Annotated in this window: 26 protein-coding genes; 5 read left to right on the forward strand and 21 right to left on the reverse strand. The window is 61.8% G+C overall.

Annotated features, from left to right (window positions below):
- Positions 1–89: 89 nt before the first annotated feature.
- From ntrX to dusB, 5 genes are all read right to left on the reverse strand, one after another.
- A complete protein-coding gene (ntrX, locus tag NKH57_RS12805; protein WP_013895628.1) occupies positions 90–1451 on the reverse strand; it encodes a nitrogen assimilation response regulator NtrX in 1362 nt (453 codons plus the stop codon).
- Entirely contained in the window at positions 1441–3726 is a 2286-nt protein-coding gene (locus NKH57_RS12810) for a sensor histidine kinase NtrY-like (protein WP_502907283.1), read from the reverse strand. Before NKH57_RS12810 ends, ntrX begins: the two co-directional genes overlap by 11 nt.
- 128 nt (positions 3727–3854) lie before the next feature.
- The gene (gene ntrC / locus NKH57_RS12815) at positions 3855–5315 is read right to left on the reverse strand and encodes a nitrogen regulation protein NR(I) (protein ID WP_023757916.1); all 1461 of its coding nucleotides are present in this window, start codon (positions 5313–5315) and stop codon (positions 3855–3857) included.
- A complete protein-coding gene (locus NKH57_RS12820) occupies positions 5312–6454 on the reverse strand; it encodes a two-component system sensor histidine kinase NtrB (protein WP_023757917.1) in 1143 nt (380 codons plus the stop codon). Before NKH57_RS12820 ends, ntrC begins: the two co-directional genes overlap by 4 nt.
- A complete protein-coding gene (dusB, locus tag NKH57_RS12825) occupies positions 6451–7482 on the reverse strand; it encodes a tRNA dihydrouridine synthase DusB (protein ID WP_023757918.1) in 1032 nt (343 codons plus the stop codon). Before dusB ends, NKH57_RS12820 begins: the two co-directional genes overlap by 4 nt.
- A 245-nt stretch (positions 7483–7727) precedes the next feature.
- On the opposite strand from dusB, the gene NKH57_RS12830 reads away from it, so the two are divergent.
- Both NKH57_RS12830 and NKH57_RS12835 read left to right on the forward strand, forming a co-directional pair.
- Entirely contained in the window at positions 7728–8957 is a 1230-nt protein-coding gene (locus NKH57_RS12830; protein WP_352944604.1) for a bifunctional 2-C-methyl-D-erythritol 4-phosphate cytidylyltransferase/2-C-methyl-D-erythritol 2,4-cyclodiphosphate synthase, read from the forward strand.
- The gene (locus NKH57_RS12835) at positions 8954–9436 is read left to right on the forward strand and encodes a CinA family protein (RefSeq protein ID WP_352944606.1); all 483 of its coding nucleotides are present in this window, start codon (positions 8954–8956) and stop codon (positions 9434–9436) included. Before NKH57_RS12830 ends, NKH57_RS12835 begins: the two co-directional genes overlap by 4 nt.
- On the opposite strand, the gene NKH57_RS12840 is transcribed toward NKH57_RS12835, so the two are convergent.
- The 10 genes from NKH57_RS12840 to eno form a co-directional block, all read right to left on the reverse strand.
- A complete protein-coding gene (locus tag NKH57_RS12840) occupies positions 9433–9894 on the reverse strand; it encodes a type II toxin-antitoxin system RatA family toxin (protein ID WP_023757921.1) in 462 nt (153 codons plus the stop codon). The genes NKH57_RS12835 and NKH57_RS12840 overlap by 4 nt on opposite strands.
- Positions 9895–10013: 119 nt before the next feature.
- Positions 10014–10979, reverse strand: coding sequence for a lipoyl synthase (gene lipA / locus NKH57_RS12845; RefSeq protein WP_352944664.1), 966 nt, complete (start codon positions 10977–10979; stop codon positions 10014–10016).
- A gap of 138 nt (positions 10980–11117) precedes the next feature.
- Complete coding sequence (locus tag NKH57_RS12850) at positions 11118–11375, reverse strand: GlsB/YeaQ/YmgE family stress response membrane protein (protein ID WP_023757923.1); 258 nt, start codon at positions 11373–11375, stop codon at positions 11118–11120.
- A gap of 99 nt (positions 11376–11474) precedes the next feature.
- Positions 11475–12938, reverse strand: a complete 1464-nt coding sequence (gene lpdA, locus NKH57_RS12855) for a dihydrolipoyl dehydrogenase (protein ID WP_352944609.1) — start codon at positions 12936–12938, stop codon at positions 11475–11477.
- A 15-nt stretch (positions 12939–12953) separates the two neighbouring features.
- Positions 12954–13589, reverse strand: coding sequence for an SGNH/GDSL hydrolase family protein (locus NKH57_RS12860; protein ID WP_023757925.1), 636 nt, complete (start codon positions 13587–13589; stop codon positions 12954–12956).
- Between the two features lie 108 nt (positions 13590–13697).
- On the reverse strand, positions 13698–15068 hold the full coding sequence (locus tag NKH57_RS12865; protein WP_352944611.1) for a pyruvate dehydrogenase complex dihydrolipoamide acetyltransferase: 1371 nt from the start codon (positions 15066–15068) through the stop codon (positions 13698–13700).
- 18 nt (positions 15069–15086) lie between these two features.
- Complete coding sequence (locus tag NKH57_RS12870; RefSeq protein WP_352944613.1) at positions 15087–16487, reverse strand: pyruvate dehydrogenase complex E1 component subunit beta; 1401 nt, start codon at positions 16485–16487, stop codon at positions 15087–15089.
- Between the two features lie 15 nt (positions 16488–16502).
- Entirely contained in the window at positions 16503–17540 is a 1038-nt protein-coding gene (gene pdhA / locus NKH57_RS12875) for a pyruvate dehydrogenase (acetyl-transferring) E1 component subunit alpha (protein ID WP_352836297.1), read from the reverse strand.
- A gap of 194 nt (positions 17541–17734) precedes the next feature.
- Entirely contained in the window at positions 17735–18058 is a 324-nt protein-coding gene (locus NKH57_RS12880) for an FtsB family cell division protein (RefSeq protein WP_023757928.1), read from the reverse strand.
- Between the two features lie 163 nt (positions 18059–18221).
- Positions 18222–19496, reverse strand: coding sequence for a phosphopyruvate hydratase (gene eno / locus NKH57_RS12885; protein WP_023757929.1), 1275 nt, complete (start codon positions 19494–19496; stop codon positions 18222–18224).
- On the opposite strand from eno, the gene NKH57_RS12890 reads away from it, so the two are divergent.
- Positions 19486–19815 (forward strand): hypothetical protein, encoded by a 330-nt coding sequence (locus NKH57_RS12890; RefSeq protein ID WP_198032190.1) that lies wholly within the window; start codon positions 19486–19488, stop codon positions 19813–19815. The genes eno and NKH57_RS12890 overlap by 11 nt on opposite strands.
- A 54-nt stretch (positions 19816–19869) precedes the next feature.
- Here the strand turns inward: NKH57_RS12890 and NKH57_RS12895 are convergent, their stop codons facing one another.
- The 6 genes from NKH57_RS12895 to NKH57_RS12920 form a co-directional block, all read right to left on the reverse strand.
- Entirely contained in the window at positions 19870–20235 is a 366-nt protein-coding gene (locus NKH57_RS12895; RefSeq protein WP_352944616.1) for a PRC-barrel domain-containing protein, read from the reverse strand.
- Positions 20236–20319: 84 nt separating this feature from the next.
- Complete coding sequence (locus NKH57_RS12900; RefSeq protein WP_352486701.1) at positions 20320–20523, reverse strand: dodecin family protein; 204 nt, start codon at positions 20521–20523, stop codon at positions 20320–20322.
- A gap of 96 nt (positions 20524–20619) precedes the next feature.
- Positions 20620–21465, reverse strand: coding sequence for a 3-deoxy-8-phosphooctulonate synthase (gene kdsA, locus NKH57_RS12905; protein WP_352944618.1), 846 nt, complete (start codon positions 21463–21465; stop codon positions 20620–20622).
- Positions 21462–22352, reverse strand: coding sequence for a VOC family protein (locus NKH57_RS12910; protein ID WP_352944620.1), 891 nt, complete (start codon positions 22350–22352; stop codon positions 21462–21464). The genes kdsA and NKH57_RS12910 overlap by 4 nt, the downstream gene beginning before the upstream one ends.
- A gap of 73 nt (positions 22353–22425) precedes the next feature.
- Positions 22426–22716, reverse strand: a complete 291-nt coding sequence (locus tag NKH57_RS12915; protein ID WP_023757935.1) for a Dabb family protein — start codon at positions 22714–22716, stop codon at positions 22426–22428.
- Positions 22717–22815: 99 nt separating this feature from the next.
- Positions 22816–22950: a hypothetical protein gene (locus tag NKH57_RS12920; protein ID WP_023757936.1), complete on the reverse strand. Its 135-nt coding sequence runs from the start codon at positions 22948–22950 to the stop codon at positions 22816–22818.
- A 36-nt stretch (positions 22951–22986) separates the two neighbouring features.
- Between NKH57_RS12920 and NKH57_RS12925 the strand changes: the two genes are divergently transcribed.
- Both NKH57_RS12925 and NKH57_RS12930 read left to right on the forward strand, forming a co-directional pair.
- Entirely contained in the window at positions 22987–23241 is a 255-nt protein-coding gene (locus tag NKH57_RS12925; RefSeq protein WP_352944623.1) for a DUF1365 family protein, read from the forward strand.
- A 60-nt stretch (positions 23242–23301) separates the two neighbouring features.
- Positions 23302–24558, forward strand: a complete 1257-nt coding sequence (locus tag NKH57_RS12930) for a class I SAM-dependent methyltransferase (protein ID WP_352944625.1) — start codon at positions 23302–23304, stop codon at positions 24556–24558.
- Positions 24559–24566: the final 8 nt, after the last annotated feature.

A 24566-nucleotide genomic window follows, 5' to 3' on the forward strand; every position in this document is an offset into this window, starting at 1 on the left:
CTCAGGAATTCTCGGGCTTTCTTATGCGATTCCGCCGCCGCCGTAACCGGCAAATGGTTGGCCCAGGCGCGGCTGGCCGGACGTCGCGTTCAGACGCCCAGCGACTTCAGCTTGCGGTGCAGGGCGGAGCGCTCCATGCCGATGAACTCGGCGGTTTTCGAGATGTTGCCGCCGAACCGGTTGATCTGGGCGATCAGATAGTCCTTCTCGAACTGTTCACGCGCCTCGCGCAGCGGCAGCGCCATGATGTGCTGGTCGGATTGATTCGGCGTGCGCGGCATGACATCGCCGATCTCGGCCGGCAACAGGTCCGCGGTGATCGGTGCATCGATGTTGTCGCCGCGCGCCAGGATCATGAGGCGCTCGACATTGTTGCGCAGCTGGCGGACGTTGCCAGGCCAGTTATGCGCTTGAAGCACCGCCAGCGCGTCATCGCCAATACGGCGCGGCTTAATGCCGGCCTGACGCGCGATCTGCTTCATGAAATTGTCGACGAGATAGGGAATATCCTCGCGCCGCTCGGCCAGTCCCGGCACCATGACCGGAACCACCGCCAGGCGGTGATAGAGATCTTCGCGGAAACGCCCGTCGGCGATCATCGCTTCGAGATTCTGCGAGGTCGAGGAGATGATGCGGACATCGACCTTGACCCGCTTGGTGCCTCCCACCCGCTCGAACTGCTGCTCCACCAGCACGCGCAGGATCTTGTTCTGCGTCTCGCGCGGCATGTCGGCAACTTCATCGATGTAGAGGATGCCGCGATGGGCCTCCTCGAGCGCGCCGACCTTGCGCTCGACGCCGTTCGATTCGGTGCCGAACAGCTCGATCTCCATGCGCTCGGGCGTAATGTTGGCGGCGCTCAGCGTTACGAACGGCGCGCCCTTACGCGCCGACAGCGTGTGGATGGCGCGCGCGGCCAGTTCCTTGCCCGAGCCTGACGGGCCGATGATCATCACGCGGCTGTTGGTCGGGGCAACGCGCTCGATAGTCTGGCGCAGTTGGCTCATCGCCGACGACATGCCGATCAGATCGAAGGTTTCGCCACTGCGCAGCTTGAGGTCGGAAACCTCGCGCCGCAGTTTCGAGGTCTCGAGCGCACGCTCGGCAATCAGGATCAGCCTGTCGGCCTTGAATGGTTTTTCGATGAAATCATAGGCACCGCGGCGGATGGCGGAGACCGCCGTTTCGATGTTGCCGTGGCCTGAGATCATCACCACCGGCAAGGTCGGGTGCATCGTCTTGATCTCGTCGAGCAGTGCCAGCCCGTCCAAACGCGAGCCCTGCAGCCAGATGTCGAGGAAAATCAGCCGCGGTGCCCGATCGGCGATCGCCGCCAGCGCGCTGTCGGCATCGAATGCGGTGCGGGTTTCGTGACCTTCGTCGCTCAGGATGCCCGCGACGAGTTCACGGATGTCTTCCTCGTCATCGACGATGAGAATATCAGACGCCATTACCGACCTTTTCAGTTTCTCGTTCGTTTTCCGTCCTGCTATCGCCGCGCGGAGACGCGGCAGCCGCAGGCGGCAGGATGATGCTGATCATCGCGCCGCGTCCGTCGTGGAAATCTGGGGGCGCATCGTGAAGTTCCAGCCTGCCACCATGGTCCTCCACGATCTTCTTGACGATAGCGAGGCCAAGCCCGGTGCCTTTCTCGCGCGTCGTCGTATAGGGCTCGAGCAACCGCTGGCGATTTTCGCGCGGCAGGCCTTTGCCATTGTCGATGACGTCGATGCGAATCGCACCATTCTGGCGCCCCGCTTGAATCCGGATTATGCCGTGCGAACCATCCGTCTGTTCCAATCCGTCGATTGCCTCGGCGGCGTTCTTGATCACATTGCCGAAAGCCTGCGCCATCAGGCGGCTGTCGAAGGTGCCCTTGAGCGGCTCGGTGCCGAATATCCGCTCGAAAGTGATGTCGGCGCGGCTGACCTCGACCAGGAACGAGGCCTCGCGCAACGATTCGCGCAGGTCGATAGCCTTCATCTCGGGCTTTGGCATGCGGGCGAAAGCCGAGAATTCGTCGACCATACGGCCGATATCTTCAACCTGACGGATGATCGTGTCGGTGCACTGGTCGAAAACCTCGCGGTCCTCGGTAATCACCTTGCCGTAGCGGCGCTTAATGCGTTCGGCCGAGAGCTGGATCGGCGTCAGCGGATTCTTGATCTCGTGTGCGATGCGCCGCGCCACATCGGCCCAAGCGGAGGAACGCTGCGCCTGAACCAGGTCGGTGATGTCGTCGACCGTCACGACATAGGATTTTTCCTCCGAGCCGTCGTCGCCGGCTTCGATGGTGATCTGCACGTTGAAGGTCCGTTCGGCGCCGGCGCGGTAGAAGGTCACCTGCTCGCGGTAAACAGGCTTGCCGGACTTGCGGCCGATCTCGAAGACGCGGCCAACATGCGGCAGCACGGAGGACAGGTTCTGCCCAAGGGCGGCGCTGGCTGAAATGGCCAGCATCGCCTCGGCCGAGCGGTTGACGATGGTGACGATGCCGTAGGGATCGACGCCGATGACGCCGGCGGTGACGCCGGCAAGCACGGCTTCCGAGAAGCGGCGGCGTTCGTCGATCAGATCCTTTGCGGACAGGATCTCGTTGCGCTGCGATTTCAGTTCGAGCAGCATCTTGTTGAACGTGTCGCCGAGCGAGGCGACATCGCCATCCGACGGCCTGACCGGAACCGCGACATCGAGATTGCCGGTCGCCACCTCGTCGGCGGCTCCGATAAGCTGGCGAATGGGGCGCACCAGACGGTCGGCGACAGCGATACCGGTCCAGATGGCGGACAGGATGATGATCAACGTCAGCGACAGATAGGGCAGCGCGAAGGCCACCTGCGAGGTGCGACGGTTGTCTTCCAGCCCGCGATATTCGTCGGTGTTGGACCTAACGATCTGCCGCGCCTTGATCACTTCCGGATCGACGAGGCGAATGGTGTAGAGATAGAGCCCTTCGATCTCGCGCAGCTTGACGATGGCGCCCATGATGTTGCGCGTTTTCGGTTCGATCAGCACCGGTTTGCCGTCGGAAGCGCTGGCCACGGCGCCTTCCGGCGGCTCGGGCATGGCGAAATCCGTATCGGTCTTGGCGCTCATGACAAACGAGCCGTCGGGCTTGATCAGTGCCGCATGAGCCAGTGACCGGCCCACTGCTTCCTTGTTCATCAGATCGAGAAAACCAGTGCGATCGAGACCGTAGAGCGAGCGCGACGAATCGAGATCGTAGGCCATCGACAACGTCGTTCCCTGCAGGTTGCGGGCATTCTCCTGGACATAGGCGTCGGCGATCGACAGCGACGAATTGACGATCGTCTTGGTGCGGATCTCGAACCAGCGGTCGAGGCCGATATCGAGCGTGATCGATGCGATGATGGCCACCATGATTGCGGGAATGGCGGCGACCAGAGCAAACATGGCGACGATGCGCACATGCAGCCGCGAGGCGGCCTTGCCATGCCGGCGCGCCATCAGGATGCGGTGGACTTCACGCCCGACCAGCGCAATGAGGAACAGGACGAAAGCGGCATTGAGGGCAATCAGCGCCAGCGTCGTCGATTCGTTCGGCGTGATCGGCGTGGCGCCGACGAGGATGGTGAACGAGATCGCCGCCGTCACCAGCGCGCCGACGACCGCGACGACGCCGGGCAATGCCAGCAGCCGGCGACCGTCACGCGTGCCGGGTTCGCTGAACAGCGGTTGTTTTTTTGTCGGTGCCTGCGAAGCCATGTCGCCGTCTAGAGCCATGATTGCGTCGGATGTATGCAACGCATTGTGGCGATTATGCAACAAGTGTGACCGAGACGGAAATCTTTCGCGAGCCGGTCCCCTGAAAAGAGAGCGGGGCTCGGATGGGCTCAGCCCTGCCGCGACGATTTGTAGACGTTGACGCCGAGCTCGCGGATCTTCTTGCGCAGCGTGTTGCGGTTCAAGCCCAGCAATTCGGCGGCCTTGATCTGATTGCCGCGGGTGGCCGTCATAGAGGCCAGGACCAGCGGGTACTCGACCTCGGCCAGAATGCGCTGGTAGAGGCCGGCGGGTGGCAAATCGCCGGCAAAGGAGGCGAAATAGCGCTGCAGGAAATGCTCGGCGGCCTGGCCGATCGACAGGTCGTCGGGAATGAGGTTGCCGCCCCCCGGTACCACCGGACGTTCGCCGGTCTTGAGCTCGGCCTCGATGATCTCGGCGGAAATCTCGTCCTGCGAATAGAGCGCGGCGAGCCTGCGAACGAGGTTTTCCAGTTCGCGCACATTGCCCGGCCAGGGATAGCGCTTCATCAGTTCGATGCCGCCCGAGGAGATGCGCTTGGTCTGCAGACCTTCCATCTCGCCGAGCTTGAAGAAGTGGCGGACAAGATCCGGCACATCCTCGGAGCGCTCGCGCAGCGCCGGCAACCTGAGCGGCACGACGTTGAGGCGATAGAAGAGATCCTCGCGGAAAAGCCCCTGGTTGATCAGCGTGCGCAGATCCTTGTTGGTGGCGGCAACGATGCGCACGTCGGTCTTGATCGGTGTGCGTCCGCCAACCGTCGTGTATTCGCCCTGCTGCAGGACGCGCAGCAGGCGCGTCTGTGCTTCCATCGGCATGTCGCCGATCTCGTCGAGGAATAGCGTGCCGCCCTCGGCCTGCTCGAAGCGACCGGTGGAGCGGTTCTGCGCGCCGGTGAAGGCTCCCTTCTCGTGACCGAACAGTTCCGATTCGATCAGATCGCGCGGGATCGCAGCCATGTTGATGGCAACGAATGGGCCGCCGCGACGGCGGCCGTATTCATGCAGCGCGCGCGCCACCAGTTCCTTGCCGGTGCCGGACTCGCCCGAAATCATCACCGTCAGGTCGGTCTGCATCATGCGCGCCAGCATGCGGTAGATGTCCTGCATGGCGGCCGAGCGGCCGACCAGCGGCATGGCGTCTGGCTGTTCTTCCGGCCGCGCATCGATCTTCGGCCGCCGCGGCTCGGAAAGCGCCCGGTTGACGATGTTGAGCAGTTCGGTCAGGTCGAACGGCTTCGGCAGATATTCATAGGCGCCGGTTTCGGATGCGCGGATCGCCGTCATGAAGGTGTTCTGGGCGCTCATGACGATAACCGGCAGTTCCGGCCGCGCCTTCTTGATGCGCGGCAACATGTCGAACGCGTTTTCGTCCGGCATCACCACATCGGTGATGACCAGATCGCCTTCGCCAGCCGCCACCCAGCGCCATAATGTCGAGGCGTTGGAGGTGACGCGCACCTCGTGACCGACGCGTGAAAGCGCCTGGTTGAGGACGGTGCGGATCGCCGCATCGTCGTCGGCGACGAGAATATTGCCGCGAACGGTCATTTGCGGTCTCCTTCACCGTCTTCATCGGCGCCGTATGACGTTTCTTTCCAAGCTGGCATCAGGATGCGGAATGTGGTCCCGCGCGGCGTCGATTCGCATTCGATGATGCCGCCATGCTCGCCGACGATCTTGGCGACCAGCGCCAGCCCCAACCCCGAGCCGTTCGGCTTGGTGGTGATGAACGGGTCGAACAGGATCGGCAAAATATCTTCCGAGACGCCGGAGCCATTGTCGCGCACGCAGAATTCCAGCGGCAGCGATACGCGGTCCTGCGTGCCCGGAACGGAAACGCGGATGCCCGGCCGGAAGGCGGTCGACAGCACGATCTCGCCCTGAGGATCGCTGCCGATCGCCTCAGCAGCATTCTTGACCAGGTTGAGGAACACCTGGATGAGTTGGTCACGGTTGGCAAACACCGGAGGCAATGAAGGATCGTAATCCTCCATTATCTTGATTCTCTTGGCAAAACCGTTCTTGGCAATTGCCTTCACATGATCGAGCACGACATGGATGTTGACGGGATAGCGATCGATCGGCCGCTCATCGGAAAACACTTCCATGCGATCGACCAGCGACACGATGCGGTCGGTCTCGTCGGTGATCAGCCGCGTGAGCGCGCGATCCTCGTCGGAAGCCGACAGTTCGAGCAACTGGGCAGCGCCTCGGATGCCGGAAAGCGGGTTCTTGATCTCATGGGCAAGCATCGCCGCCAGGCCGGTGACCGAGCGGGCCGCGCCGCGATGCGTCATCTGCCGGTCGATCTTGTCGGCCATCGACCGTTCCTGGAACATCACCACGACGGAGCCAGGATATTCCGACACCGGCGCGACGTAGAGATCGACGACCTTCTCGATTCCGAGGCGCGGCGACGACACGTCGACCCGGTACTCGTTGACGGGAGCCCGGCGCTCGCGCACCTGATCGACCAGCGTCAGCAGCGGGCTGCCGAATGGAATGAGTTTAGACAGTGTGTTGCGCGCCAGCATGGTTGCGCTGGAGCGAAAGAAGTCTTCCGCGTCGGCGTTGGCGAAGGTGATGAACCCTTCCTCGCTGATCATGATCACCGGGCGACGGATGGTGTTGAGCACGATCTGGGCGGCATCCGCCATTTCAGCGCTTTGGGCAGCGGCGGCATTCATGCGGCGCTCCGCAGGTTCAGGGGTTGGGGATCGCGCGAAAACACATCGCGCAGCAAGGCAATGACGCGCGCGGGCTCCAATGCGGTCAAAATAGCTTTTCGGCTGTCGTCGTCAGCGACACCGTTGGCATGACGATCAAGATACCATCCAAGATGCTTGCGCGCCTGGCGCAGGCCGCTTTCGATGCCATAGAGCGCCAGTATGTCCTCATAATGCGAGACGATGTAAGCGGCCAAGGCTTGCCGACTGTCGGGCATGCCGGGCACAGTCTCGTTCCGTGCGGCCGCAGCAATGCCGCCTGCGATCCAGGGCGCGCCATAGTGCGCACGCCCAACCATGACGGCGTCAGCGCCGGATTGATCGAGAATGTCGGCAGCTTCTGCCGGGGAGCAGACATCGCCATTGGCGACGACAGGAATGGACACGGCTTCCTTGACGCGGGCGATGGCGCGCCAATCGGCCTTGCCTTGATAGAATTGGCAGCGCGTGCGGCCATGTACGGTCACCATCTTGACGCCGGCCTGTTCGGCGCGACGCGCCAGCATCGGCGCGTTGAGCGCGCCTTCGTCCCAGCCGAGCCGCATCTTGACCGTCACCGGCACGTCGACCGCGCCGACAACGGCGTCGATCAGCGACAGCGCATGGTCGAGATCCAGCATCAATGCCGAGCCGGCGTAACCCCCGGTGACCTTCTTGGCCGGGCAGCCCATGTTGATGTCGATGATGTCGGCGCCCTCGCCGGCAGCGATTCTGGCACCTTCGGCCATGTGCGCCGCCTCGCGGCCGGCAAGCTGGACCATATGGACCGGCAGGCCGGAGTGGCGTATGCGCAGGTTGAAACCGGCCCTGCCCTTGGCCAGCTCGCCGCTCGCCACCATTTCGGACACGACCAGGCCGGCGCCATGCGCGTGGGCGCGTTGCCGGAACGGCTCGTCTGATATTCCCGACATTGGCGCGAGAAACACGCGATTGCGGATTCTCACGCCGCCAACGTCAAGCGACGTTGCCAATTTGGTCAAGTTAACCATGCACAAAAACCAAGCATGTTCATTCGTTGCACATTCTCTAGCCAGAACTGCAGCAAAGTGCAACGCGGAATGACGCCACATTAAGGCGCAATTGGGAAAATGCCGGGCTTCGGCTTTGGCTGGCGACCAAGGCGCCGTTCGTCCCTCAGCACGGGCAATGGCACGCTTGGGAATTTCATACTTAGCGCACGATCTTTCCTAAAACCGATTACACTTTTCGGGATCGTGCGCTAGGACCAGTCGGCATGACTGACGCAAGTGAAAATCGCGTTTCAAGTGAGGATGGCAAGGTCGCCGTGGTGATCGTTGCGGCTGGCCGCGGCGCGCGCGCCGGACAGGCCAATGGGCCGAAGCAATATCAACACATTGGCGGCTATGCCGTCATCGCACACACGCTGGAAATTTTTCTGTCCCACCCGCGAACCAGCGAGGTCGTCGTCGCCATCCATGCCGACGACCACGAGCTGTTCCGGGAGGCGGCGGGTGCCAACGCCGAACGGGTCATCCTCGTCATGGGCGGGGCGACAAGGCAGGCATCGGTCCGGCTGGGACTGCTTGCGCTGAGAAGCCACGCGCCGGGGCGGGTCCTGATCCACGATGCCGTCCGTCCATTCGTCGACGCGGACCTGATCGATCGCACGATCGCTGCCATTGGCGAGCGCGAGGGGGCGTTGCCTGCCCTGCCCGTTGCCGACACGCTGAAGCGTGAGTCGGCCTCTGGCGTGGTTGGCGAAACCGTTTCCCGCAGCGGACTTCACACGGCGCAAACGCCACAGGGCTTTCCATTCTGGCCGATTCTTGCCGCGCACGAGAAAGCCCATCATCTGCGAAAAATGGATTTCACCGACGACTCCGCGATCGCCGAATGGGCGAATATTCCGGTCAACATCGTTCCAGGCTCCCCTGATAATATCAAACTCACCTGGGCAAGGGATATTGCAATGGCGGACCAGCGGCTCTCCGGCGAACGCGTGCGCTTTCCCGACATCCGTACCGGCAATGGTTACGACGTGCATGCGTTCGAACCCGGCGACCATGTCACTCTGTGCGGCGTCGCCATTGCGCACGACAAGAAACTGTCCGGCCATTCCGACGCCGATGTCGGCCTGCACGCGTTGACCGATGCGCTGCTGGCGACCTGCGGCGCCGGCGACATCGGCACGCATTTTCCGCCGTCCGACCCGCAGTGGAAAGGCGCTGCGTCCCGGATATTCGTCGAGTACGCGGCAAGGCTGGTGCGCGAGCGCGGCGGACGCATCGCCAATGCCGATATCACGCTGATCTGCGAGGCGCCGCGTGTCAGCCCGCATCGTGATGCGATGACCGCAGCCCTGTCGCAGATGCTGGCAATTTCCCTGGACCGCATCTCGATCAAGGCGACAACCAACGAGAGGCTCGGCTTTATCGGGCGCGAGGAAGGCATAGCGGCGATCGCAACCGCCAGCGTGGTGTTTCCCGGCGAGGTGCCGGAATGAGCAGGAGCGAGCTGGCAAGTGCCTTGCTGCAAGCCTGCCAGAAGCGCGGCATCATGCTGGCGACGGCGGAAAGCTGTACCGGGGGCATGATCATCGCCGCGTTGACCGACATCGCCGGCTCCTCGGCCGTGGTCGAGCGCGGCTTCATCACCTATTCCAACGAAGCCAAGATGGACATGCTCGGCGTCTCCGCCACCACGCTTGAGACGTACGGCGCGGTTTCGCGCGAGACGGCGATTGAAATGGCGAAAGGCGCGCTAGACCGTTCGCGCGCCGGGCTTACTCTGGCGGTCACCGGCATTGCCGGGCCCGGCGGCGGTTCCACGGAAAAACCGGTCGGCCTGGTCTGGTTCTGTGTCGGGCTGGGCGGTCAGGCCGTGACCGTCGAACGCAAGATATTTGCCGACAAAGGTCGCGATTTCATCCGCCGCGAAACGGTCCGGCACGCGTTGGGTCTGGGTCTGCGCGCGCTTGGTTAGGCCGAGGGCGCTGCACCATAGATGACGTCGGCACGCTTCTCGAAAGCCTCGGCGAACATGCGGAAAGCACGGTCGAACATGGTTCCCATCACGGCGCCCAGAATGCGGCTCTTGAACTCGTAGTCGATGAAGAAGCGGACCGTGCAGCCGGCGCCGCCGTCGGGCTCGAAACGCCAGACATTGCTCAGATATTTGAACGGGCCATCGATGTATTTCACGTCGATGGTGTTCTCGTCGGGCTTCAACAGCACCTGTGTCGTGAAGGTTTCGCGGATCGCCTTGTAGCCGATGGTCATGTCGGCGAGGAGAACCGTGCGCCCGTCACGCTCCTTGCGCGAGCGAACGGTCAGCGCCTCGCAAAGCGGCAGGAATTGCGGATAGGATTCTACGTCGGCGACCAGCGCGAACATCTGGTCCGGCGTGTGGGATACGCGGCGGGTGGCTTCAAACTTCGGCATGAAAACCGGCTCTAAAGCGTGTCGCGGCGACGCAGATTCATGCGACGCGCTTTAGATACTTTGTTCTTATGCATGTGCATGTCGTTCTCCCAAAACGAGGTCACTTTGGGCGACATGCACTAAAGCGATTTCCTGAGAGCCGCTTCCCGTGCGGCGCGCAGCCGGGCGAAATCGTCGCCGGCATGATGCGACGAGCGCGTCAGCGGGCTTGACGCCACCAGCAGGAAACCCTTGGTCCGACCGATCGTCTCGAAGGATTTGAACTCCTCCGGCGTGACGAAGCGGATCACCGGATGATGCTTCTTCGACGGCTGCAGATACTGGCCAATGGTCATGAAGTCGACATTGGCCGAACGCAGATCGTCCATCAGTTGCAGGATTTCGTTCCGCTCCTCGCCGAGACCCACCATGATGCCGGACTTGGTGAAGATCGACGGGTCGAGTTCCTTGACCCGCTGCAACAGCCTGATCGAATGGAAGTAGCGGGCCCCCGGACGAACCGTCAGGTAGTTCGACGGCACGGTTTCGAGATTGTGGTTGAAGACGTCGGGCTTGGCCGCCACGACGATCTCCAGCGCGCCATCCTTGCGCAGGAAGTCGGGCGTCAGGATTTCGATCGTCGTCGAGGGCGTCGCGGCCCTGATGGCGCGGATGACGTCAGCGAAATGCTGCGCACCGCCATCGGCGAGATCGTCACGGTCGACTGAGGTGATGACGACATGCGTCAGCCCCATCTGCTTGACGGCGTGCGCGACGCGAGCCGGCTCATCGGGATCGAGTGCTGTCGGAATTCCGGTGGCGACGTTGCAGAAGGCACAGGCGCGCGTGCAAATCTCGCCCATGATCATGAAGGTGGCGTGCTTCTTCTCCCAGCACTCGCCGATGTTGGGGCAGCCGGCTTCTTCGCAGACTGTCACCAGCTTGTTCGACTTCACGATTTCGCGCGTTTCGGCATAGCCCTTCGACATCGGCGCCTTGACGCGGATCCAGTCCGGCTTGCGCAACACGTCCTGGTCCGGCTTGTGCGCCTTTTCCGGATGCCGCGGGCGCGGAGCATTGGCAATCGTATCGAGGACAGTGACCATCGGGAAACCTGGTTCGTTCGCGATCGCCTGTCGGGCGCTCGCTGTCATGACGTCATCTAAGACTTTTCAACGCAAAGAAAAAGGCCGCGGCGGTGCATGCCGCAACAGCCTTTTTCGCATAGCAGATGTTCAGCGGTGTTAACGGCGCACCAGGCGCCCTGCCCAGATCAGCAGGCAGGCACCGATAAAGCCGGTGATCAGATAGGCAGTCCAGCCGACGCCGAACGGACCGAGATTGAGTGCCTGCAGAATGGCGTTCAGTACGATCGCGCCGACGATACCCAAAATAATGTTCATGAAGATGCCGGTGTTGCTCTTCATGACCATCTCGGCAAACCAACCCGCCAGTCCGCCGATGATGATGGCTGCGATCCAGCCCACGCCATTCACGTCCATATGTCCTCTCCTTGCACGAGTGAAAATGCATCCGGAAACGAACTGCTTTGCCGTCGAGATCCCGCAGCTTGAGCGATTGAGTCTCGTGCAGCCAATCTATCATGCGTTCAGCACGCGACCATAGGCGTCGAGCACGCTTTCCTTCATCATTTCCGACAGCGTCGGGTGGGGGAAGATGGTGTGCATCAACTCTTCTTCGGTCGTTTCGAGGTTCATCGCCACGACAAAGCCCTGGATCAGCTCGGTCACTTCGGCGCCGACCATATGCGCACCAAGCAACTGACCGGTCTTCTTGTCGAAGATGGTCTTGATGAACCCCTGGTCCTCGCCGAGCGCGATGGCCTTGCCATTGGCGGCGAACTGAAAGCGCCCAACCCGGATGTCCTTGCCCTCTGCCTTGGCCTTCGCTTCCGTCAGGCCGACGGAGGCGACCTGCGGATTGCAATAGGTGCAGCCTGGAATCTTGAGCTTGTCGGTGGCATGCACGCCAGGGAAATTGGCTATCTTTTCAACGCACACCACGCCCTCGTGCTCGGCCTTGTGAGCAAGCATCGGCGGGCCAGCGACATCGCCGATGGCGTAGATGCCGGGCACATTGGTGTTGCCGTAACCATCGATGACGATGCAGCCGCGCTCGGTCTTCACGCCGAGCGCCTCAAGGCCAAGATTCTCGATGTTGCCCTGCACGCCAACCGCCGAGATCATGCGGTCGGCGGTGATCTTCTCGACCTTGCCGTCCTTCATCTCGACATGCGCGGTGACCGAGTTGGCACCCTTCTCGACCTTGGTCACCTTGGCTTCTAGGATGATCTTCATGCCTTGCTTCTCGAACTGCTTTTGCGCGAATTTCGAGACTTCGGCGTCCTCGACCGGCATCACTGCAGGCAACAGTTCGACGACTGTCACATCGGCACCCATGGTGCGGTAGAACGAGGCGAATTCAATGCCGATGGCGCCGGAGCCCATGACCAGCAGCGACTTCGGCATCTCCTTCGGCACCATGGCCTCAAAATAGGTCCAGATCAGCTTGCCGTCGGGCTCGATGCCGGGCAGCGCACGTGGCCGGGCGCCGGTGGCCAGGATGATGTGCTTGGCGCCATAGGTGCCCTCAGCCTTGACGCCTTTCGGCATCGGCGGCTGCGGCTCCATCGGCTTCTTGGCCGTCTTGGACACGACGATCTCACCCAATTTGTCGCCTGAAGGAGCCTTGGACAGCTTGGCCTCGCCCCAGATGACGTCGACCTTGTTCTTCTTCATCAGGAAGGCTACGCCGCCATTGAGCCGCAGCGACACTTTCCGCGATCGGTCGACAACGGCCGACGTGTCGACGCTGACCTTGCCGTCTAGCTTCAGTCCGTAATCCTTCAGATGATCCGAATAATGCATGATCTCGGCCGAGCGCAGGAGCGCCTTGGTCGGTATGCAGCCCCAATTTAGGCAGATGCCGCCGAGATGCTCGCGCTCGATGATCGCCGTCTTGAAACCGAGCTGGGCGGAACGCACCGCCGTGACATAGCCGCCGGGGCCGGAGCCGATGATGATGACGTCATAGTTCTCAGCCACGGTTTTCTCCTTGATTCACAGTTCCAGCATGACGCGCACGAGCGGCGTCAGTGCCTTGCCGATGTTCCGCGTGTTTTCTGCATCGAGGTGGACGCCGTCGAGCGGGGTGGTTTGCGCCACGGTGCCAGCGTCGAAGAAGCCGCAACCGGCCTCATCGGCAAGGGCAGCGTAGAGCGGCGCCAGCCGGGTCGAAGCGTCGTCACCGCCGGCAAACATTTCCTTGAATTCGGCATTGTCGGTGCGGCTGACCACAGGCGGCGAAACGATCAGGATCTGCGGCGCCGACCAGTCGAATGGATAGTCGTGGCCGCGCACGATGTCGATCAGCCGCTGGATGCCTTGCTTGGCCGCTACCGGGTTGCCATGGATCCATGGCTTCATGTCGTTGGCGCCGAGCATGAAGACGATAAGATCAATCGGCGCATGCGTTGTCAGGACCGTTGGCAGCAGCCTGGCGCCGTTGCGATCGGCACCGGCCAGATGATCGTCGAAAGCCGTGGTGCGGCCATTGAGGCCTTCGGCAACGACTTCGGCGGCATCGCCGAGCCCCGCCTGCAGCACGCTTGGCCAGCGGTCTTCAAGCGGGTGGCGGCCACCTTCGGCGTTGTAGCCCCAGGTCAGCGAGTCGCCGTAGCAAAGAACCGTCTTCATGCGCTCACCTGTGCGTTAATCAAACCGCGTCTCAACCCCCAGCGCATGAACTGCCAATCATGAAGGCGAAAAGGCCGGTGAAGACTATCCGCACCGCCCTCTCCCTTCCTAGACCAGCATGCCCATCGGGTTCTCGATCAGCCGTTTGAAGGCAACCAGCAATTCGGCACCCAGCGCACCGTCGACGGCACGATGGTCGGTCGATAGCGTCACCGACATCACGGTGGCGATTTTGATCTCGCCGTTCTTGACCACTGCCCGCTCCTCGCCGGCGCCGACCGCCAGGATGGTTGCGTGCGGCGGGTTGATGACGGCGGCAAAGTCCTTGATGCCGAACATGCCGAGATTGGATACCGCCGTGGTGCCGCCCTGGTACTCTTCCGGCTTCAGCTTGCGGCTGCGGGCACGGCTGGCCAGATCCTTCATCTCGTTGGAAATGGTGGATAGGGTCTTTTCGTCCGCATGCCGAATGATCGGCGTGATCAGCCCACCGGGGATCGACACGGCAACGCCGACATCGGCATGCTTGTGCTTGACCATGGCGCTTTCCGTCCACGACGCATTGGCATCCGGCACCGCCTTCAGCGCCATCGCCATCGCCTTGATGACCATGTCGTTGACCGACAGCTTGTAGGCGGGAGCATCACCCTTGTCGGTCTTCTTCACCGGCGCTGCCGCATTGATCTGCGCGCGCAGTGCCAGCAGCGCGTCGAGTTCGCAGTCGAGCGTCAGGTAGAAATGCGGAATGGTGGTCTTGGCCTCGACCAGTCGCCGGGCGATGGTCTTGCGCATATTGTCATGCGGGACGAGATCATAGGAGCCTTGCTCGAACAGCTTCAGGACCTGATCGTCCGACATTGCTTTCACCGCAGGGGCAGCAGCCGGCGCGCCGGCGGGAGCGGCCTTGGCGGCAGGCGCCTTGGCACCGCCACCGGCAATCGCCGCGTCGACATCGGCCTTGACCACGCGGCCATGGGGACCGGTGCCCGTCACGGCAGACACATCGACGCCGGCTTCCCTGGCGATGCGGCGTGCGAGCGGCGAGGCGAAGGTACGATCGCCAGCTGCATGGCCGTTGGCGACCGGAGCCGACTCTGCCTTGGGGGCGGTTGCAGCAGGCTCGGCCTTTGGGGTCTCGGCCTTCGGTGCTTCCGCCTTGGGAGCCTCTGCTTTCGACGCCTCGGCTTTCGCTGGTTCGGCAGCTCCACCGCTCTTCGCAGCAGCCGCTGCGTCCTCGCCCTCGGCGGCGAGGACGGCAATCAGCGCATTGACTTTCACGCCTTCGGTGCCCGCGGGAACGACGAGCTTGGCAACGGTGCCTTCATCGACGGCCTCGACTTCCATCGTCGCCTTGTCGGTCTCGATCTCGGCTATGACATCGCCCGGCGAAACCTTGTCACCTTCCTTGACGAGCCATTTGGAGAGATTGCCCTCTTCCATCGTGGGCGACAGGGCCGGCATGGTGATGTTGATTGGCATTTCGTCCTCCCGCCCGATTCAGCGATACGTGACGGCTTTGACCGCCTCGATGACCTCGCCGATATTGGGCAAAGCCAGCTTTTCGAGGTTGGCCGCATAGGGCATCGGCACATCCTTGCCGGCAACGGTGATCACCGGAGCGTCGAGGAAGTCGAAGGCGCGCTGCGACACCTGGTTGGCGATATGGTCGCCGACCGAACTCTGCGGGTAGCCTTCCTCCACCACGACCAACCGGTTGGTCTTCTTGACCGAAGCGATGATGGTGTCGAGGTCGAGCGGCCGGATGGTCCTGAGATCAATGATCTCGACGTCGATGCCCAGGCCGCGAAGTTCGGCCTCGGCCTTCAACGCATAGGTCATGCCGATGCCGAAGGAGACGATAGTGACGTCCTTACCAGTCTTGTGGATGCGCGCCTTGCCGATCGGCAACACGAAATCATCCAGCTTCGGGACGTCGAAGGACTGGCCGTAGAGGATTTCGTTCTCGAGGAAGATAATCGGGTTCGGGTCGCGGATCGCCGCCTTGAGCAAGCCCTTGGCGTCGGCGGCGGTGTAAGGCATCACCACTTTCAGGCCCGGAATGTGGCTGTACCAAGCGGCGTAGCACTGCGAGTGCTGGGCAGCGACCCTGGCAGCAGCGCCGTTCGGTCCACGGAACACGATCGGCGCGCCCATCTGGCCGCCCGACATATAGAGCGTCTTGGCGGCGGAGTTGATGATCTGGTCGATCGCCTGCATGGCGAAGTTGAAGGTCATGAACTCGACGATCGGCTTCAGGCCGGCCATCGCCGCACCGACGCCGACGCCGGCAAAGCCGTGCTCGGTGATCGGCGTATCGACGACACGGCGTGGTCCGAATTCCTGCAGCAGGCCTTGCGTGATCTTGTAGGCGCCTTGGTACTCGGCGACCTCCTCGCCCATGACAAAAACATCGGCGTCGCGGCGCATTTCCTCGGCCATCGCATCGCGCAGTGCTTCGCGCACCGTGGTGGAGACCATTTCCGTGCCGGCGGGAATATCCGGATCGGCGGCGATCTCGGTCTTCGGAGCGGCAGCGACCGGTGCGGCGGCGGGCTTTGCGGCCTCCGCCTTGTCCTTGGCGACTGGAGCCTCGGCTTTATCAGGCGCTTCCGCCTTGGCGGGAGCCGCGGACTTGCCGATATCTCCGGCGCTTTCGCCATCCTGCAGCAGCACTGCGATCGGGGTGTTGACCTTGACGCCTTCGGTGCCGGCGGCAATCAGGATCTTGCCCAGCGTGCCTTCGTCGACGGCTTCGACTTCCATCGTCGCCTTGTCGGTCTCGATCTCGGCGATGACGTCGCCGGCGACGACCTTGTCGCCCTCGTTCTTCAACCACTTGGAAAGATTGCCCTCTTCCATGGTCGGCGAGAGAGCGGGCATGAGAATTTCGATCGGCATGTCCTTGCCCTCCCGTTACAATACGATGTCGGTCCAGAGCTCGGACGGATCCGGCTCCGCGTCGTGCTGGGCAAATTCGGCGGCATCCGCAACGACGTCGCGAACCTCCTTGTCGATGGCCTTCAGCTCATCCTCGGTCGCCCACTTCTTCTCGGTCAACCGCGCCTTGACCTGCTCGATTGGGTCATGGTCCGAGCGCATCTTCTGCACTTCTTCCTTGGAGCGGTATTTCGCCGGGTCGGACATTGAGTGACCGCGGTAGCGGTAGGTCTGCATTTCGAGAATGATCGGCCCGTTGCCGGCGCGACACCATTCCGTCGCCTGATCGCCCGCGGCCTTCACGGCGCGCACATCCATGCCGTCGACCTGGATGCCGGGAATCTTGAAGGACGCGCCGCGATGCGAAAAATTGGTTTCCGCCGAGGAGCGCGAAACCGAGGTGCCCATGGCGTAGCGGTTGTTCTCGATGATGTAGATCACCGGCAGCTTCCACAGCGAGGCCATGTTGAAGCTTTCATAGACCTGGCCCTGATTGGCCGCACCGTCGCCGAAATAGGTCAGCGAGACATTATTGTTGTCGCGGTAGCGGTTGGCGAAGGCCAGCCCGGTGCCGAGCGACACCTGCGCGCCGACGATGCCGTGGCCACCGTAAAAATGCTTTTCCTTGGAGAACATATGCATGGAGCCGCCCTTGCCCCGTGACAGGCCGCCGCGACGTCCGGTCAGCTCGGCCATGACGCCGCGTGGCGACAGTTCCATGGCCAGCATGTGACCATGGTCGCGATAGGCGGTAATCATCTGATCGCCGTCGATAAGCGCCATCTTCATGCCGGTCACGACCGCTTCCTGGCCGATGTAGAGGTGGCAGAAGCCGCCAATGAAGCCCATCCCGTAGAGCTGGCCGGCCTTTTCCTCGAAACGGCGGATGAGCAGCATGTGCCGGTAGGCGGCAAGCTCTTCGTCTTTGCTGAATTCGGCAGGCTTGGGAGCCGAAAGCCCCGATTTACCGTCGGATTTGGATTTGGCAGGCGCTTTTCTGGCGGCGGTAGCCATGCATCACTCCCTGTTGGCGTCTCTTTGTGGACATTTGAGCAAGATGAAATCTGCCCCGGGGAGATCAGCTCCTCCCCACCGATTTGCGGGAGGCTAACACGCGTCAGAGCGTTGCGCCATGCCGAAATTGCATAGCTGGCATGCACCTAAGCGATTAAAATCATTGAAAATATTGGCGATTAACTAAATATAGGTTATTTCCCTGAGGCCGGCAACATGATGGTGATTTCATCAGCCTGGGACAAATTGAGCGCCTTGCGAGCCTGCTCGTCGAGCATGTCCTTCTCAAGCGTGCCTTCATGCATGAGCCGAACACGCCGCTCGAGTTCCATCCGACGCGCTTTGATCGCATCGAGCTGGCTTTGCAGCGCAACCGTTTGGGCTTCCAGCTGGTATTTCGAGTTGATGCCGAATTCGCCATGATAGGCATGAAAGCCGAAATAGGCCAGGAACGCCGCGCAGAGCGAGGGGATGATCAGCCGGCCGGTGTTTCTCTGCTTATGCTGACGCGTCCACATCGCTCGAATCCTCGCAGCCGCGAACTCAGGCGGCTCAGGATCTTTTCGCCCGATTGTGCTTAACGGACGGTTACGAATGACGGGCTTAGCGCCCGCCGAAATGAAAAAGGGCAGGAATGCCCCGCCCTTTCATCCAATATACAGGGATTCCAGGTGTTCGGGATCAGCCCTTGACTACCGACTTGCCGGCATAGCTTGCCTGCTTGCCAAGCTGTTCCTCGATGCGGATCAGCTGGTTGTATTTGGCCATGCGGTCCGAGCGCGACAGCGAGCCGGTCTTGATCTGTCCGCAATTGGTGGCGACGGCGAGATCGGCGATGGTCGAATCCTCGGTTTCGCCCGAACGGTGCGACATGACGGCGGTGTAGCCGGCCTTATGCGCGGTCTCGACGGCGTCGAGCGTTTCCGTCAGCGAGCCGATCTGATTGACCTTGACCAGGATCGAATTGGCAACACCCATGCGGATGCCGTCGCGCAGCCGTGCGGTGTTGGTGACGAACAAATCGTCGCCGACCAACTGGGTCTTCTTGCCGATCAGGTCGGTGAGGTACTTCCAGCCTTCCCAGTCGTCCTCGGCCAGGCCATCCTCGATCGAGATGATCGGATAGTCGGCGGCGAGCTTGGCCAGGTATTTGGCCTGGGCCTTGGGATCCCGCGTCTTCTTCTCGCCTTCATAGACATAATTGCTGTCCTTGAAGAACTCGGTTGCGGCGCAATCGAGACCGAGCGCAATCTCTTCGCCTGGCTTGAAGCCGGCCTGCTCGATCGATTCCATGATGAAATCGAGCGCCACTGGCGCACTCTTCAGGTTCGGGGCAAAGCCGCCCTCGTCGCCGACATTGGTGTTGTGACCGGCGTCCTTCAGCTTCTTGCGCAGCGTGTGGAATATCTCCGATCCCCAGCGAACACCTTCGCGCAGCGTCGGCGCGCCGATCGGCAGGATCATGAATTCCTGAAAGTCGATCGGATTGTCGGCATGGGCGCCACCATTGATGATGTTCATCATCGGCACCGGCAGGACATGCGCCTTGGTGCCGCCGACATAGCGGTAGAGCGGCAGGCCAGCGGCTTCGGCCGCTGCCTTGGCCACCGCCAGCGACACGCCGAGAATGGCATTGGCGCCGAGGCGGCTCTTGTTGGGCGTGCCGTCAAGCTCGATCATGGTCTGGTCGATATGGATCTGGTTTTCGGCTTCCATGCCGCCGATCGCCTCGAACAGCTCGCCGTTCACCGCTTCAACGGCCTTGAGCACGCCCTTGCCGAGATAGCGGGCGCCGCCGTCACGCAGTTCGACGGCCTCGTGAGCGCCGGTCGAAGCGCCCGATGGCACCGCCGCGCGGCCCATCGAGCCGTCTTCGAGAATGACATCGACCTCGACGGTCGGATTTCCACGGCTGTCCAGGATTTCACGCCCGACAATGTCGACGATGGCGGTCATTGCAATGTCCTCGATTGATCTGAAGAAGCGTCGCGCCCGTCTTAGCCAAAGTGCTGCAAAAGGCAATCGGCCGGCGCGCAATTTTTGGGCGACATGCACCACGATTCACGAAGCGCAAATCGCTGTCATCATAAGTCATGTGCGGCAGGGCCGCTTCCGGCTATGGTGCGGGTGCGCGGGGCGAAACAGGAGGAGTTTCGCCATGTCTCAGTTGAGTGGTATCGTGTGTCTGTTCCTGATCGCGGCTGCGTTCCTGACGTCGTGCGACAACCAGCAGTCGCCGCCCAAGGCGATGGCCCCCTTGCAGATCAGCAAATAGCTGCCGCATCAAACAAAATGGCCCCGTCGAGACGGGGCCATTTTGTTTGAGCCGTCAATGCCAGTAGGGCGTGACCTTGTAGTAGTCGTAGGATGCGTCGCGAGCGATCTCGCCATCCGCGCCGGCCAGTTCATTGATCGAATAGGCAGGTGCGGCCTTCAACTGCTCCTTGGAGAACGGTACGACATAGCCGCCCTTGTCCTCGTCATAGTCGAGGCTCGCCCACGGTATCGCGTGATACTTCTCGCCGATGCCGAGGAAGCCGCCAATACCGATCACCGCGAACATGATGCCGTTCGACATCTTGTCGAGCATGACGTCCTGGATGGTGCCGATGCTTTTGCCTTCGGTGTTGTAGACCGACGTGCCGATGACTCGCGAAGCCGCGATAGCTTCGGTGTGGCCAGTCTGGGTTGTCATGGTCTTGCTCCTCATTGTCGTTGAACTCTGCTTGGACAATGAGGGCTGCGGCCGAAGGTTCCCGACTTTTTCGGCGGCCGCCGGTCACTCCGCGAGGATGAAAGTGACCTTCATATTAACGCGATAGGCGGCGATCTTGCCGTCCTGGACGACGATCTTCTGATCCTGGATCCAAGCACCTTCGACGTTCTTCAGGGTTTTCGATGCTCGCGCAATCCCCTGTTCGATGGCGTCTTGAAAGCTCTTCTTCGACGACGACGTGATTTCGGTGACGCGGGCGACGGACATGGCTTCCTCCTGCCAAAGCGCTCATTTGCCAGGCAAAGCGTACAGCCGGCCCATGCCTTCCACAAGCGCCGGCAGTCGGCAGGGGATGCGACTGGCTTAGTGATCCTTGGCGATGCGATCGAATGCCATCAGCCGTTCGAGCAGGGCCGGCATGTCCTTCAGTGGCAGCATGTTCGGACCGTCGGAAGAGGTCGAATTGTCAGGATCCTGGTGGGTTTCGATGAAAACGCCGGCGACGCCGACAGCGACGGCGGCACGGGCAAGAGTCTCGACAAAGCGGCGCTCGCCGCCCGAGGAACCACCCTGCCCGCCAGGCTGCTGCACCGAATGCGTGGCGTCGAAGATCACCGGCGCGCCGATCTCGGCCATGACTGGCAAAGCGCGCATGTCGGACACCAGCGTGTTGTAGCCGAAGGAGGCGCCGCGCTCGGTGGTCAGCACATTGGCGTTGCCGGAACCGGTGATCTTGGCGACGACGTTCTTCATGTCCCAAGGGGCTAGGAACTGTCCCTTCTTCACGTTGATGACCTTGCCGGTCCTGGCGGCGGCGACCAGCATGTCGGTCTGGCGTGACAGGAAAGCCGGAATTTGCAGGACGTCGACATGCGGCGCGACGATGGCGCACTGCTCCTCTGTGTGGACATCGGTCAGCACGGGAAGCGAAAATTCATTGCGCAGTTCGTCGAAGACGGGAAGGGCTGCATCCATGCCGGCACCCCGCGTCGCCGACAGCGAGGTGCGGTTGGCCTTGTCGTAGCTGGTCTTGTAGACGAGGCCTATGCCGAGCTTGCCTGTCAGCTCCTTCAGCGCGCCGGCCATGTCGAAGGCATGCTGGCGCGATTCAAATTGGCATGGACCCGCGATCAGCGACAGAGCTGCCTTGTTGTCGAAGACGACATTGCCGACGGTTACCGAGGAATTGGGCGCCAGGGGTTTGCTCATGGGATCTCCCGGAAGATGAAGGCCGCGCCCTGTCCGGGTGCAGGCTGCACGACGATATCATGGCCGGCTATATCGTGTTGGATGGAATTGGCTGCAAGCAGCCTCGATGTCACATCGGCGCTCCGGACCGAAAAGACGACCGCGGCGAAGCGAAGGTTCGTCGGCCGGCCGGCAGGCAGGCCGTAACGCGCGGTGAAAGATGCTGGGTCGAGCACGCTCAAACTTGCATTCGGCAAGTGAAATGTGCCGCCCTGGCCATCGGCGGTCGGATCGCCCACCGCCACGGAAATCAATCCATGCTGTTCGGCAGGTTGATCGCTGACCGCCACGATCTCGACAATTCCAGTGGCGCCGTTGGCGTGCGCCTGCAAAGCCGCGCGGTCCACCTTCGGCGCGTTGACCCGCTCGCAGGCAAACACGAAGGCGTCCGCGGCCTTGGCTCCCGCCGCAAAGGCGAGCTTGAACGATGCGATGTCGCTTTTCCCAGCCGAGTCCATGAAGGCGCGCGAAAAGCTCAGCATGTCTCCCGCCGAGATGCCGGCCGCGAGGTAGCGCGCATGGTCTTCATCCGCGTTGCCGGTCCCAAGGACCACGGCGGAAAATCCCTCGCCGCCATGGTTGTTGCGATAGAGCCGGTCGCGCGCGACGAACACATTGCCATCGGCAATGGCTGTCGTCGCCACTTGTCCATCGCCGATTGCGAGCGGTTCGAGATAGGTGCCGTCGGCGAGGAACACACAACAGTTTTCGGTCCCGAAGGGATGTATCCCGGTCGGAGCAACAACGAAGCCGAGCGCGGTAAGCCGGGCACGCGCCACATCGAGGTTCTGCGTGGGCAGCACCAGGTGATCGAGCGGATGGGTGCCGGCAGCTGTGTTTCGGGTCATGCAGGCGCGACGTGCATCATTCTGCAAGGCGGTTCAAGGCTTGATCGCAATCGCGGCTGGAGCGTAGTCTCGATCAGCTCCCCGCGATGACATCGGCCGAATAACGAAGTTCTCGCATTGGTTTGACCTTGCTGGTGGTCCGCGCATAGAGCGGGTGCGCCTTGTAGGCTGCGAGCGCGGCGGCATCGGCGAATTCCGCATAAACGACCACATCGACCTCATCCGACAGTGGATCCACCTTGGTGTTCAGCGTCACTTCGAAGAGGCTGGAATGAGGAATGTCGCCGAGCGCCAGCAGGCCCGCGCGCACCGCCTCCACATCCTCCTTGCGCCGCGCGCTGAAGAAAACGATATGCCGGATCAACGCCGCCTCCTCGATCTAAATGCCGGAGGTCTTTTGTGACGGCATGACGGTGGCGTCAATCGACAAGGATGTCGCGGCTGCCGGTGATTCGCATGGACGCTAGATATTGCTGGTGACGGACCGCACGACGTGCGTGGCACCCCTCACCGTGGAGTCGAGATACCGGCCCTGATTGTATATGCCATCCCAGATCAGGAAAAACGCGACGGCGGCAATGACGGCTACATAACGCATGGCTAAATCTATCGCATAGGTCATGCCGCAGCCATAGTGTTTTTGGCGCGTTCGGCGTTTGCTGCGCAAAAAGTCAGATACACCGCCGACGAGAGCCAATCACTTGGCACAGCCCGGCTTGCAGCCTGCCTCTTGAAGTTCTCCCTCATGACGTGGAAGATTGCCGCAGGGGTTCACTGGGAAGCGCTGAAGCTCAGGCGAAAAAAGGGCGCGCGCTTTCGTTCGAAACCGCCGATCGCGGCACCGGTCAGCTACCGGGATCAGGCAACAGCGTTCGAACCTGGCGAATGAACCGCGAGAATCGGTGCTCGGCAATTTGCGCCGATACCACGGAGGTCAGGGACGCGTGAGATGGCACACAAAGAACATCGTGGCATTGCGTTGAGCGACGCGGTCAGGCTCGACGAATTCAATTTCGCCGAGATCGTCAAGGGTCTACCGGCCAAGGCGCGCATGGTGCTGTCGGCGGCGATGAACCTGCCGCGCGGTTCGCTGAAGGTCAGAATGCCCGACGGTCGCGCCGTCCTCGTCGGCGGCAAGGGACCCGGCCCGGACGCCGAACTGGTGCTCAAGAATTGGCGACTGCCCGGCCGCGCCTTTTCCGGCGGCACGATCGGCGTGGCCGAATCCTACATGGATGGTGATTGGGATAGCCCCGATGTGACCAGTTTCCTGGAGCTGTTCGTGATCAATTCGGCCATCGGCGAGCGTATCGCGGGTGGCGCCAACTGGCTGATCAACACCGTCCAGCGCATTCGCCACTGGTTCAACCAGAACACACGCACCGGCTCGGCGCGCAACATCTCGGCGCATTACGACCTTGGCAACGCCTTCTATAAGCAATGGCTCGATCCGAGCATGACCTATTCCTCAGCACTCTACACGACCGGTGCCAACGACCTCGAAGGCGCCCAGGCCGCTAAATATCGCGCGCTGGCGAAGGACATAGGCATCGGCCCGAAGGACCACGTGCTGGAAATCGGCTGCGGTTGGGGTGGCTTCGCCGAATTCGCGGCGCGCGAGATCGGTTGTCGGGTGACCGGGCTGACGATCAGCCGCGAGCAGCACGACTTCGCCACGGCGCGCATCGCCACGGCCGGGCTTGCCAATAAGGTCGACATCAAGCTGCAGGACTATCGCGACGAAACCGGCACCTATGACCGCATTGCCTCGATCGAGATGTTCGAGGCCGTCGGCGAGAAATACTGGCCAGTGTTCTTCAGCAAGATGAAGGCATGCCTGAAGCCCGGCGGCACGGCAGGGCTGCAGATCATCACCATCAACGAAGCTTCCTACGATACCTATCGCGCAAGACCAGATTTCATCCAGCGCTACGTGTTCCCAGGTGGCATGCTGCCGAGCCCATCGATCCTGAAGTCACTTGGCAAAGATCACGGTCTTGCCCATCTGCGCGAGCGCATCTTTCCGGACGACTACGCGCGCACGCTCGCCGAATGGCGCCTCCGGTTCTGGGCCTCATGGGAGAAGATCGTCCCGCTCGGCTTCGACGACCGTTTCAAGAAGCTCTGGGAGTTCTACCTGCATTATTGCGAGGCCGGATTCCGCGCCAGCTACATCGACGTGCGCCAGGTGGTCTACAAGGCGTAGGTTGACGC

Origin of the sequence: Mesorhizobium sp. M1050, assembly GCF_040318715.1 — a bacterium.
In the GTDB taxonomy this organism is placed as follows: domain Bacteria; phylum Pseudomonadota; class Alphaproteobacteria; order Rhizobiales; family Rhizobiaceae; genus Mesorhizobium.

Coding starts and splice junctions, on each gene's coding strand:
- ntrX (WP_013895628.1), bottom strand. CDS start 1,451: ATGGCGTCTGATATTCTCATCGTCGATGACGAGGAAGACATCCGTGAA.
- NKH57_RS12810 (WP_502907283.1), bottom strand. CDS start 3,726: ATGGCTTCGCAGGCACCGACAAAAAAACAACCGCTGTTCAGCGAACCC.
- ntrC (WP_023757916.1), bottom strand. CDS start 5,315: ATGACCGTTCGCGGCAATATTCTCGTCGCCGACGACGATGCGGCGATC.
- NKH57_RS12820 (WP_023757917.1), bottom strand. CDS start 6,454: ATGAATGCCGCCGCTGCCCAAAGCGCTGAAATGGCGGATGCCGCCCAG.
- dusB (WP_023757918.1), bottom strand. CDS start 7,482: ATGGTTAACTTGACCAAATTGGCAACGTCGCTTGACGTTGGCGGCGTG.
- NKH57_RS12830 (WP_352944604.1), top strand. CDS start 7,728: ATGACTGACGCAAGTGAAAATCGCGTTTCAAGTGAGGATGGCAAGGTC.
- NKH57_RS12835 (WP_352944606.1), top strand. CDS start 8,954: ATGAGCAGGAGCGAGCTGGCAAGTGCCTTGCTGCAAGCCTGCCAGAAG.
- NKH57_RS12840 (WP_023757921.1), bottom strand. CDS start 9,894: ATGCCGAAGTTTGAAGCCACCCGCCGCGTATCCCACACGCCGGACCAG.
- lipA (WP_352944664.1), bottom strand. CDS start 10,979: ATGGTCACTGTCCTCGATACGATTGCCAATGCTCCGCGCCCGCGGCAT.
- NKH57_RS12850 (WP_023757923.1), bottom strand. CDS start 11,375: ATGGACGTGAATGGCGTGGGCTGGATCGCAGCCATCATCATCGGCGGA.
- NKH57_RS12860 (WP_023757925.1), bottom strand. CDS start 13,589: ATGAAGACGGTTCTTTGCTACGGCGACTCGCTGACCTGGGGCTACAAC.
- NKH57_RS12865 (WP_352944611.1), bottom strand. CDS start 15,068: ATGCCAATCAACATCACCATGCCGGCCCTGTCGCCCACGATGGAAGAG.
- NKH57_RS12870 (WP_352944613.1), bottom strand. CDS start 16,487: ATGCCGATCGAAATTCTCATGCCCGCTCTCTCGCCGACCATGGAAGAG.
- pdhA (WP_352836297.1), bottom strand. CDS start 17,540: ATGGCTACCGCCGCCAGAAAAGCGCCTGCCAAATCCAAATCCGACGGT.
- NKH57_RS12880 (WP_023757928.1), bottom strand. CDS start 18,058: ATGTGGACGCGTCAGCATAAGCAGAGAAACACCGGCCGGCTGATCATC.
- NKH57_RS12890 (WP_198032190.1), top strand. CDS start 19,486: ATGGCGGTCATTGCAATGTCCTCGATTGATCTGAAGAAGCGTCGCGCC.
- eno (WP_023757929.1), bottom strand. CDS start 19,496: ATGACCGCCATCGTCGACATTGTCGGGCGTGAAATCCTGGACAGCCGT.
- NKH57_RS12895 (WP_352944616.1), bottom strand. CDS start 20,235: ATGACAACCCAGACTGGCCACACCGAAGCTATCGCGGCTTCGCGAGTC.
- NKH57_RS12900 (WP_352486701.1), bottom strand. CDS start 20,523: ATGTCCGTCGCCCGCGTCACCGAAATCACGTCGTCGTCGAAGAAGAGC.
- kdsA (WP_352944618.1), bottom strand. CDS start 21,465: ATGAGCAAACCCCTGGCGCCCAATTCCTCGGTAACCGTCGGCAATGTC.
- NKH57_RS12910 (WP_352944620.1), bottom strand. CDS start 22,352: ATGACCCGAAACACAGCTGCCGGCACCCATCCGCTCGATCACCTGGTG.
- NKH57_RS12920 (WP_023757936.1), bottom strand. CDS start 22,950: ATGCGTTATGTAGCCGTCATTGCCGCCGTCGCGTTTTTCCTGATCTGG.
- NKH57_RS12930 (WP_352944625.1), top strand. CDS start 23,302: ATGGCACACAAAGAACATCGTGGCATTGCGTTGAGCGACGCGGTCAGG.